At 71.8% G+C, this 9,752-nt stretch carries 9 protein-coding genes; 3 read left to right on the top strand and 6 right to left on the bottom strand.

Translation table 11 applies throughout. The annotated features are described in order from the left end of the window. The 4 genes from CKO43_RS17130 to CKO43_RS17115 form a co-directional block, all read right to left on the bottom strand. A partial coding sequence (locus tag CKO43_RS17130; protein WP_200379355.1) for a chalcone isomerase family protein occupies positions 1–581 on the bottom strand: 581 nt, incomplete at its 3' end. Beyond that, positions 582–1,805 (bottom strand): SAM-dependent methyltransferase, encoded by a 1,224-nt coding sequence (locus CKO43_RS17125; RefSeq protein WP_200226871.1) that lies wholly within the window; start codon positions 1,803–1,805, stop codon positions 582–584. 13 nt (positions 1,806–1,818) lie between these two features. After that, on the bottom strand, positions 1,819–2,571 hold the full coding sequence (locus tag CKO43_RS17120; RefSeq protein WP_200227013.1) for a DUF1365 family protein: 753 nt from the start codon (positions 2,569–2,571) through the stop codon (positions 1,819–1,821). Between the two features lie 5 nt (positions 2,572–2,576). Beyond that, the gene (locus CKO43_RS17115) at positions 2,577–3,866 is read right to left on the bottom strand and encodes an NAD(P)/FAD-dependent oxidoreductase (protein ID WP_200226870.1); all 1,290 of its coding nucleotides are present in this window, start codon (positions 3,864–3,866) and stop codon (positions 2,577–2,579) included. 476 nt (positions 3,867–4,342) lie between these two features. Here CKO43_RS17115 and CKO43_RS17110 point away from each other — a divergent pair, with 476 nt between their 5' ends. Then, entirely contained in the window at positions 4,343–5,281 is a 939-nt protein-coding gene (locus CKO43_RS17110; protein WP_200226868.1) for a MerR family transcriptional regulator, read from the top strand. A gap of 67 nt (positions 5,282–5,348) precedes the next feature. Next, the gene (locus CKO43_RS17105; protein WP_200226867.1) at positions 5,349–6,200 is read left to right on the top strand and encodes a ferritin family protein; all 852 of its coding nucleotides are present in this window, start codon (positions 5,349–5,351) and stop codon (positions 6,198–6,200) included. Between the two features lie 7 nt (positions 6,201–6,207). On the opposite strand, the gene CKO43_RS17100 is transcribed toward CKO43_RS17105, so the two are convergent. Next, on the bottom strand, positions 6,208–7,161 hold the full coding sequence (locus tag CKO43_RS17100) for a lysylphosphatidylglycerol synthase domain-containing protein (RefSeq protein WP_200379354.1): 954 nt from the start codon (positions 7,159–7,161) through the stop codon (positions 6,208–6,210). Then, on the bottom strand, positions 7,158–8,180 hold the full coding sequence (locus CKO43_RS17095; RefSeq protein ID WP_200379353.1) for a glycosyltransferase family 2 protein: 1,023 nt from the start codon (positions 8,178–8,180) through the stop codon (positions 7,158–7,160). The genes CKO43_RS17100 and CKO43_RS17095 overlap by 4 nt, the downstream gene beginning before the upstream one ends. Positions 8,181–8,281: 101 nt before the next feature. On the opposite strand from CKO43_RS17095, the gene CKO43_RS17090 reads away from it, so the two are divergent. After that, the gene (locus CKO43_RS17090; protein WP_200379352.1) at positions 8,282–9,751 is read left to right on the top strand and encodes an ArnT family glycosyltransferase; all 1,470 of its coding nucleotides are present in this window, start codon (positions 8,282–8,284) and stop codon (positions 9,749–9,751) included. The last annotated feature ends 1 nt before the right edge of the window (position 9,752 follow it).

Here is a 9,752-nt window from a genome sequence, read left to right as displayed (position 1 = left end):
GCTGCTGGCCGTGCGCCTGTTCGACGCCGTCGTCGACCCCTTCCTCGGCCGCCGACCAGGCGCTCGCGCAGCTGCGGCTGCGAGCTCTGCGGTGCCAGCCAGATGCCGAAGAAGCGGCGCCCGAACTCGCGCTCGGCGACCTCGCCGAGCAGGCGGCCGTTGCCGTAGAAGCGCGTCGTGCCGTCCGCGCGGCGCACGCCGACCAGGCGGTCGCCCGGCTTCACGTCGGGGAACAGCGCCGCCATCGCCTGCAGCCAGCGTTCGGCGTCGGCGTCTGCCAGCCCGCCCTGGCGCCGCATCTCGGCGATGGACCGTTCGGCGATGTCGCGGCCCTGGAGCGCGCGGGCATAGCGGATCTCCAGCGCCAGCGCGGTTTCGTTCCAGCGCTCGGGCACGAAACCCTCGGCTGTCCACAGCCGGGCGTCGTAGACCTGCAGCCCGAGCACCCGCATCCGGCCCTCGCCCTGCAGCTGCAGCGGCGCGTAGGGCGCCAGTTCGGGTGGCAGCGTCGCGCTGCGCGTCGCAAATGCCGCGGCCGGCGCGAGCGCCATCAGCAGCAGGGCACGGCGCGCGGCGTCCATCTAGACACGCCGCAGCGTGAACTGCACGACGTCGGTGTTGCCGGTGGCGAAGGCCGCCTCGCAGTAGGCGAGGTAGAACTCCCAGATGCGCATGAAGCGCGTATCGAAGCCCTGGGCGCGCACCGCCGGCTCCTGCGCCAGGAAGGCGACGCGCCAGCGGCGCAGCGTCTCGGCGTAGTCGGGGCCGAAGGCGAGTTCGTTGATCACCTCGAGCCCGGCCTTCTTCGCCTCGGCGCGGAAGACCTTGCTGCTGGGCAGCATGCCGCCGGGGAAGACGTACTGCTGGATGAAGTCGGTCGAACGCGCGTAGCGCGCGAACAGATCGTCGCGGATCACGATCGACTGGATGCAGGCACGGCCGTCGGGCTTGAGCTTGGCGTGCACGGTGCGGAAGAAGTCGCCCCAGTACTCGCGGCCGACGGCTTCGAACATCTCGATCGAGGCGATGGCGTCGAACGGGCCGTCGTGGATGTCGCGGTAGTCCTGCAGCCGCAGTTCGGCCTGCGGCGTCAGGCCCAGGCGCGCCAGGCGTTCGCGGGCGAACGCGAGCTGCTCGGTCGACAGCGTGACGCCGGTGACGCGGGCGCCGAACTCGTTGGCCGCGGCTTCGGCGAGCGCGCCCCAGCCGCAGCCGATCTCGAGCACGCGGTCGCCGGCGCGCACGCGGCATTCGCGCAGCGCCCGGCGCACCTTGGCGCGCTGGGCCTCGGGCATGGGCTTGTCCGCGTCGCCGTCGAACCAGGCGCTCGAGTAGTTCATCGTCTCGTCCAGCCACAGCCGGTAGAACGCGTTGCCCAGATCGTAGTGGGCGTGGATGTTCTTGCGGCTGCCGCGGCGCGAGTTGCGGTTCAGCAGGTGTTTGACGCGGTGTGCGATCGAGCCCCACCAGGTGCCGTAGATCGCCGACTCGACCGCGTCGCGGTTGGCGGTGAACAGCTGCAGCAGCGCGACGACGTCGGGCGAGGTCCAGCGGCCGTCGATGTAGGCCTCGGCGAAGCCGATGTCGCCGCTCTTGAGCGTGGCCGAGCACACGCTCCAGTCGAGCATGCGCATCGACGCACGCGGCTCGCCGTCGCGGCCGGTGCCGAAGTGCGCCAGGCTGCCGTCGGGCAGCTGCACGTCGAGCGTGCCGTAGGCCAGCCGGCGCAGCAGCCGGAAGACGGTGCGCGCCGCGGCGGGCGCGGTCTCGGGCAGGGCGAAGGCGTTGGCGGTCGTCGTCGTCATGGCGATTCCTGGATCAACGGGTCGTGAAGGCCTGTGGCGCGGCCGGCTTGCTGACAAAGGGCACACGCTTGGCCCACAACTGCAGCGCGTGCCAGTGGATGCGCACGATGACGCCGAAAGACATCATCGGCATGCCGAAGAAGGCGGCGCGAGCCGCCGCCGGCGTCAGCGGCGCCAGGCGCCCGCTGACGCTGGTCTGCAGCAGCGGGCCTTCGTCGTCGTCGTGGTCGACGCGGGCGACGGTGCGCTCGCCGGTGCGCATGAAGCGGAAGCGGTACTGGCCCTCGACGCGGCAGAACGGCGAGACGTGGAAGACCTTCTGCGCGCGCAGCTCGCGGCCGTACTGGAGTTCGTCGCCCGCGAGCAGGTAGCAGTGGCGCTCGCCGAAGGTGTTGTTGACCTCGGCGACGATGGCCGCGAGCGAGCCGTCGCGGCGCTCGCAGTACCAGAAGCTCACCGGCTTGAAGACGTAGCCCAGCACGCGCGGGTAGGTGTGCAGCCAGATCTCGCCGTCGGCGTCGGCGATGCCTTCGGCCTGCAGCAGCGCCTCGATCCAGGCGAGCGCGTCGGCGCCGCCCTCGCCGTGGTCGGCGTCGTGGAAGGCGACGAGGCCGAAGCGGTTGCGCACCAGCGCCGCGTCCGGCTGCGCGCGCAGACTGCGCAGCGGCAGCAGCAGGAAATAGGTGGGGTACTCGAACGCATGCCCGGCCGGCTTCAGGCGCCGATGGCGCACGACGCCGGTGCCCAGCAGCGGCCGGGGCGCGATGGCCGTCACGCCGCCACCCGCGCCGGCGCGCCCGATTGCCAGCATTCGCGCACGCGGCGCACGACGTCCAGGCCCGAGGCCAGGCCGTCCTCGTGGAAGCCGTAGCGTGTCCAGGCGCCGCAGTACCAGGTGTGGGCCTGGCCCTGCAGCGCCGGCACGCGGCGCTGGGCCTCGATCGCGCCGAGGTCGAACACCGGGTGCGCGTACTCGATCTCGCGGAACACGCTGGCCGCGGCCGGTTCGGTCTCGGGGTTCAGCGACACGATCACCGGCGTCTGCCAGGGCAGCGGCTGCAGCCGGTTGAGCAGGTAGTGCAGGCAGACCGCGGCCTGCTCGCGGTCGCGCTGCGCCGAGCGCACGTAGTTCCACGAGGCCCAGGCGAGCTTGCGCCGCGGCAGCACCGAGGCGTCCGAATGCACGACGGCGCGGTTGGGCTGGTAGCGGATCGCACCCAGCACCGCGCGCTCGTCTTCGCTCGGGTCGGCGAGCAGCGCCAGCGCCTGGTCGCTGTGGCAGGCGAGCACGACTTCGTCGAAACGTTCGGTGCCGGCGGCCGAGACCACGCTCGGGCCCTGCACGTCGCGGTGGATCGCCAGCACCGGGCTGGAGATCCGCGCGTCGGCGATGCGCGGCAGCATCTTCTCGACGTAGTGGCGCGCGCCGCCCTTGACCGTGTGCCACTGCGGCCGGTCGTTCACCTGGATCAGGCCGTGGTTGTGGCAGAACCGGATCATCGTCGCGACCGGGAAACGCAGCATCTGGTCGGTCGGGCAGGACCAGATGCAGCCGATCATCGGCAGGAAGTACCAGTCGCGGAAGGTCTCGCCGAAGCCGTGGCGGCCCAGGAACTCGCCGATCGGCTCGGCCAGCGCGTCCTCGGCGCCGGCTTCGGCGATCGCGGTCGCGAGCCGGTTGAAGCGCACGATCTCCGACAGCATCTTCAGGAAGCGCGGGCGCAGCAGGTTGCGCCGCTGCGCGAAGACCGAGTTCAGGTCCGAGCCGCTCCACTCCAGCCCGTCTTCGCGCGCCTGCACCGAGAACGACATGTCCGAGGGCGCGGTCTCGACGCCGAGCTCGGCGAACAGGCGCAGCAGGTTCGGGTAGGTGCGGTGGTTGAACACCAGGAAACCGGTGTCGACGCCGTGGGTGACGCCGTCGATCGTCAGGTCGATCGTGTTCGTGTGCCCGCCGAAATACGAGCCGGCCTCGAACAGCGTGACGCGGGCATCGCAGGACAGTTCATAAGCGGCGGCGAGACCGGAGATCCCGGAGCCGACGACAGCGACGCGACGCATCAACGGGCCCCCTTGGCGCCACGGGCGCCGGCGCCCCGGAGGGCCGGCGTACCGCGCACGGCGGTACGCCGGGAAAGAAAAGCTGTCGCGCGGCGCCTCTGAGCGAACGAGGGAGGGAGGGAGGAGGAGGAGAAGCGCTCAGAGCTTGCAGACAGGAAACCCGAAAGTCCGCACGACAGAACAAGCTGCGCCGCGGTCGCGGCATTGCCGGTTCTGATCTTGGTCATGCCGCAAAGTTCCGCACGCAGCGGGCTGCTGCGTCTGCTGGGGACTTCACGGGTGGTCGGGCGCTGCGTCGGCGTCATGTAAACCCTTGGGTATGAAACGAGACTATACAGTCATCTTTCGAATCGTGCAGTCGGTGGAGGTCGGTTTGACAAGCCTATGTCCTGTTCAAAACCGGGCTGCGGGCCTATATTAGGCCAACTTTCAGATCAGAGCACAGTTTTGTCCAGGACAACCCAATGGCGGCCAGCATGACAGACCGAGTCTCGAGCGAGCCGCTGACGCTGTCGATCGCCGCCGTCGAGCGCGACACCGGCCTCAGCAAAGACACTTTGCGTGTCTGGGAGCGGCGCTACGGCTTTCCGTCGCCGGCACGCGACCCGCAAGGCGAGCGCGCCTATCCGCTCGAGCAGGTCGAGAAGCTGCGGGTCATCAAGCGCCTGCTCGACGCCGGCCATCGCCCGGGGCGCATCGTGCCGATGCCGGCGGCCGAGCTCGATGCGCTGACGGCGTCCACCGTCGACCAGCCGCAGCGCGTCGCCGACAACCCGGTGGCCGCGGCCGACCTGGGGCGTTCGCTCGAGCTGCTGCGGGCGCACGACGTCAGCGGGCTGAGGCGCGAGCTCGGGCGCATGCTGGTGCGCCACGGCATCTCGCGTTTTGTCGTGGACGTGGTCGCGCCGCTGAACACCGCGGTCGGCGACGCCTGGCTGCGCGGACAGGTCGAGGTCTTCGAGGAGCATCTGTACACCGAGACCGTGCAGAGCCTGCTGCGCCAGGCCATCGCCTCGGTGCCCGAACCGCTGGCCGGCGGCGTGCCGACGGTGCTGCTGAGCACCTTCCCGGGCGAGCCGCACGGGCTGGGCCTGCTGATGTGCGAGACGCTGATGGCGATGGAGGGCTGCCGCTGCGTCGCGCTCGGCACGCAGACGCCGCTGTGGGACCTGGTGCTCGCGGCCCGGGCCTACCGCGCCGACATCGTCGCGCTCAGTTTCTCGGGCTGCATGAGCCCGAACCAGGTCGTCGACGGCCTGGCCGAGCTGCGCGAGAAGCTGCCGCCCGGACTCGGTGTCTGGGTCGGCGGCAGTGCGCCGGTGCTGTTCCGGCGCCGTGTCGACGGCGTGCTGCCGATCGAATCGCTGGAATCGATTGCCGTGGAGCTGCAGCGCTGGCGCGAGGCGCAGGCCTGAACACCCCGCCCCGCACGCGGCCGTTCGGTGCTGCCTAGACTGTCGTGTTTCCACAGGTGGCGCGACCATGCTCTATCCCGAACTCTTCAAGCAGCTCGAGGCCGTGCGCTGGAGCATGGACACGGACATCCCGTGGGAGCGTTTCGACCCCGCGCTGCTCAGCGACGAGCAGGCGCAGACGGTCAAGATGAACGCCATCACCGAATGGGCGGCGCTGCCCGCCACCGAGATGTTTCTGCGCGACAACCGCGACGACAGCGACTTCTCGGCCTTCATGAGCGTCTGGTTCTTCGAGGAGCAGAAGCACTCGCTGGTGCTGATGGAGTACCTGCGGCGCTTCCGCCCCGAGCTCGTGCCGACCGAGGACGAACTGCACGCGGTGCGTTTCGAGTTCGACCCGGCGCCGGCGCTGGAGACGCTGATGCTGCACTTCTGCGGCGAGATCCGCCTGAACCACTGGTACCGGCGCGCCGCCGAGTGGCATACCGAGCCGGTGATCAAGGCGATCTACGAGACCCTGGCCCGCGACGAAGCGCGCCACGGCGGCGCCTACCTGCGCTACATGAAGCGTGCGCTGGCGCGTTTCGGCGACGAGGCACGCACCGCCTTCGCCAAGGTCGGCGTGCTGATGGCCAGCGCGCGCCGCACCGCGCAGGCGCTGCACCCGACCAACCTGCACGTGAACACCAAGCTCTTCCCCAACGACACCGTGCAGAGCCGGCTGCCGGACCCGGCCTGGCTCGAAGGCTGGCTGGACAGCCAGATCCGTTTCGACGCCGACTGGGAGCGCCGGGTCGTCGAGCGCATCCTGCACAACCTGGGGTTGCTGTTCGGGCGCAGCTTCGCCAACGTCCAGGAGCTGAACCGCTACCGCAAGGAACTCGGCCGCGGCGGCGCCGCCGAGCCGCAGCCGGCCTGACGCGGCTTCAGCGCGGCGGCCGCGGCGCGCCGCCGGTCGACACCAGCGCCAGCGCCGCCTGTACCACCGGGTACAGGCCGTAGATCACCGACATCGTCACGGCCTGCGCCGGCGTCACGCCCAGCGGCACCAGGCAGATCGCCGCCGCCGCCTCGCGTGTGCCCCAGCCGCCGAAGCTGACCGGCAGCGTCGCCGTCAGGAAGATCGGCACCGCGGCGGCGGCCAGCGCCCAGGGCGCCGGTGCCGCCCCGACGGCCATGCCGGCGCAGCCGAGCGCGGCCACCGACAGCGCCTGCACCGCCAGCGACAGCCCGACCTGGTCCAGGTACTGCCGCCCCGGCTGCGGGTGGCGCAGCAGCGGTGCCAGCGCGCCCCGCAGCCGCCCGGCCAGCGGGCCGGCGCCGCGCGCCAGCGCGATGACCAGCCAGGGCAGCACGAGCATCGCCGCCAGCAGCGCGGCCAGCAGCGGGCGCGAGGCCAGCGCCTGCAGCCCCGGCCAGGCGCCGGTCAGCTGGTCCCACGCCGGCGTGCCGACGCCGAGCAGCAGCGCGACTACACCCAGTGCGATCAGCATCAACAGCCCGCTGATGCGGTCGCCGAGCACCGACATCGCCGCCGCCACACCCGGATGCCCCAGGCGCTGCAGCGCCGTGGCGCGCAGCACGTCGCCGCCGACCACGGCACCGGGCAGCGCAACGTTGACGGCAACGCCGCGGAAGTAGGTGACCAGCGCCCAGCGGCGCGCGACGACCATGCCCATCCACGCGCACAAGGCCTGCCAGCGCAAGGCCGACACGGCGTTGGCCGCGAGCGCACAGCCCAGGCCGGCGGCCAGCCAGCCGGGGTCGGCCGCCTGCAGCGTGCGCGCCACCTCGGCCGGGCCGGCGAGCCAGAACACCGCCGCCAGCAGCAGCGCGGCGCCGGCCAGGCGCCACAGGCGGCGCGCCGGTCCGGCCGTCACCAGCCCGGACCGCCCGGCTCGCGGGGCGGGCGCAGGTGGTATTGGGGCCGCGGCCCTTTCTCGTAATAGATGCGCACCAGCATCTCGCTGATCAGCCCGACGGCGACGAACTGCAGGCCGACCAGCACCAGCATCGTGCCGGCCATCAGCAGCGGGCGCTGGCCTATGGTTTCGCCCAGCAGCTTGAGCACGACGAGGTAGCCGAGCATCGCCAGCCCCGGCGTCGCCAGCGCCAGCCCGAGGCCGCCGAAGGCGTGCAGCGGCCGCTGGCGGTAGCGCAGCACGAAGACGATCAGCAGCAGGTCGAGGATGACGCGGAAGCTGCGGTCCAGGCCGTACTTGGACTGGCCGCGTGTGCGTGCGTGGTGGCGCACCGGCACCTCGACGATGCGGGCGCCGGCTTCCTTGGCCAGCGACGGGATGAAGCGGTGCAGCTCGCCGTACAGGTGGATGCGCTCGATGATCTCGCGCCGGTAGACCTTGAGCGCGCAGCCGTAGTCGTGAAGCTCGACCTTGGTCGCCCACGAGATCAGCCGGTTGGCCAGCCGCGAGGGCAGGCGGCGCGACAGCGCATGGTCCTGGCGCTGCTGGCGCCAGCCCGAGATCATGTCGATCGAGTCGTCGGTGTCCAGGCGGTCGAGCAGCGCCGGCAGGTCCAGCGGGTCGTTCTGCAGGTCACCGTCCAGCGTCGCGATGTAGCGGCCGGCGGCGCGTTCGAAACCGGCTTGCAGCGCCGTCGACTGGCCGTAGTTGCGTGCCAGGATCACCGGCTTGAGCCAGGGGCGACCGGCCGCCAGCTCGAGCAGCAGGCGCTCGCTGCCGTCGCGCGAGCCGTCGTCGATGCAGATCAGCTCGAAGCCGCCGGGCCGCGCCGCCAGCGCCTCGTGCACGCGTGCGACCAGATCGCGCAGGTTGGCGGCTTCGTTGAAGACCGGGATCACCACCGACACCGCGGGCGCCGGCTGCTGGGGTGCAGCGCCGGTCACGGGGCGCAGGATGGGTTCGGTAGGCTGGAACATTCAGCAGGCGCGAGGTTTGTGCGGCGCGCGGCAAAGTTTCGTCCCGATGACATCGCGTGCCGGTTAAATCCGCGTTAAACCGCCCACCCTAAGCTGCTGCGATGTCGCTGCTGCCCCACGTCACCCCGGCGAACGACGGCCGCCGGCTGCTCCGCTGGTTCTGGTTCGCGATCGGCTATTTCGCCTTGCAGACGCTGGCGCGCGTGCTGGTGTCGCCGGCCCCCGAGCTCGACGAGGCCGAACAGCTGCTCTGGACGCGCGAGCTCGCCTGGGGCTACGGCGCGCAGCCGCCGCTCTACACCTGGCTGCAGTGGGCCGTCTTCGAGCCGCTCGGGCCTTCGATCGCCGGCCTGGCGCTGCTGAAGAACGGGCTGCTGGCGCTGGCCTACGTCGCGCTCGCCTGGGCCGCCTGGCCGCTGGTCGGGGCGTCGGCCGGGCTGGTGGCTGCCGGCATGCTGTGGCTGCCGCAGATCGGCTGGGAGTCGCAGCGCGACCTGACGCACACGGTGCTGGCCACCACCTGCGCGGCCCTGGCGCTCGGGCTCTTCGTGCGCATCGCGCGTGCGCCGCGGCCCTGGCACTACCTGGTGTTCGGTGCCGTCGTCGGCCTCGGGCTGCTGGCCAAGTACAACCTGCTCGTCTTCCACGCGCTGCTGGTCGGCTGCGCCCTGGCCGTGCCGCAGCTGCGGCCGCGGCTGTTCTCGCGCTGGACGCTGGCGGCGCTGCTGGTCGCGCTGCTCGTCGTCGCGCCGCACCTGGCCTGGGCATTGCAGCACCTGGGCGAGGTGACGAGCGGCACCGCGCGCAAGATGCAGCTGCAAGACGGCGGTGGCCTGGTGGCCCGGGTCCACGGGATCTGGAGCGCGCTGCGGGCGGCCCTCAGCATGGCCGCGCCCTGGCTGCTGGTCTTCGGCCTGCTCGTCTACTGGCCGGCGCGGCGCGCCGCACGCGCCGGCGCGCCGGCGGCGCAGCCGGACGCCGTGCGCCGCGCCGTGCTCGCCTACTTCGTGCTGCTGGCGCTGGCGCTGGCGGCGCTGGCGCTGGCGGGCGGTGTCACGCATTTCAAGAGCCGCTGGATGCAGCCCCTGCTGTTCCTGCTGCCGCTGGCCGGCTGGTTATGGCTGCCGGCGCCGCCGCCGGCGGCGGCCGAGCGCCGCTACACCGTGGCCACGCTGGTGCTGGCGGCGCTGCTGCTGGCCGGCATCACGCTGCGCGCGCCGCTGGACGGACGGCGCGGCCAGCCCGACGAGCTGAACGAACCGGTCGGCGCGCTCGCGGCCGAGCTGCGCACGCTGGTGCCGCGGCCCGACACGCTGGTCGTCGATCCGCCGCGGCTGGCGGCCGGGTTGCGCGTGCAGTTCCCCCAGGCGCGCCTGCTGCTCGCCGATCAGGCCGAGACCGCGCGCGGGACGACCGTCTTTGTCGCGGCCGGCAGCCAGGCCGAGGCCCGTGTGCGCCAGCTGGCCGCGAGCCCCCGCGCTCCGGTGCGCCAGTGGCTGCTGCAGCCGCTGTACGTGCACGACGCAGCGCTGGCGCAGCCCTACGCCGCCGCCGTGCTCGTGCGCCCCTGAA

Origin of the sequence: Rubrivivax gelatinosus, from assembly GCF_016583785.1 — a bacterium.
Lineage (GTDB): Bacteria > Pseudomonadota > Gammaproteobacteria > Burkholderiales > Burkholderiaceae_C > Rubrivivax > Rubrivivax gelatinosus_B.
Note: the sequence above shows the minus strand (reverse complement) of the source record. Positions and strands in the feature narration are given on the sequence as shown.

Excerpts from the sequence above, each read along its gene's own strand:
- CKO43_RS17115 (WP_200226870.1), bottom strand. The coding sequence starts at position 3,866 with ATGCGTCGCGTCGCTGTCGTCGGCTCCGGGATCTCCGGTCTCGCCGCC.
- CKO43_RS17105 (WP_200226867.1), top strand. The coding sequence starts at position 5,349 with ATGCTCTATCCCGAACTCTTCAAGCAGCTCGAGGCCGTGCGCTGGAGC.
- CKO43_RS17110 (WP_200226868.1), top strand. The coding sequence starts at position 4,343 with ATGACAGACCGAGTCTCGAGCGAGCCGCTGACGCTGTCGATCGCCGCC.
- CKO43_RS17090 (WP_200379352.1), top strand. The coding sequence starts at position 8,282 with ATGTCGCTGCTGCCCCACGTCACCCCGGCGAACGACGGCCGCCGGCTG.
- CKO43_RS17125 (WP_200226871.1), bottom strand. The coding sequence starts at position 1,805 with ATGACGACGACGACCGCCAACGCCTTCGCCCTGCCCGAGACCGCGCCC.
- CKO43_RS17095 (WP_200379353.1), bottom strand. The coding sequence starts at position 8,180 with ATGTTCCAGCCTACCGAACCCATCCTGCGCCCCGTGACCGGCGCTGCA.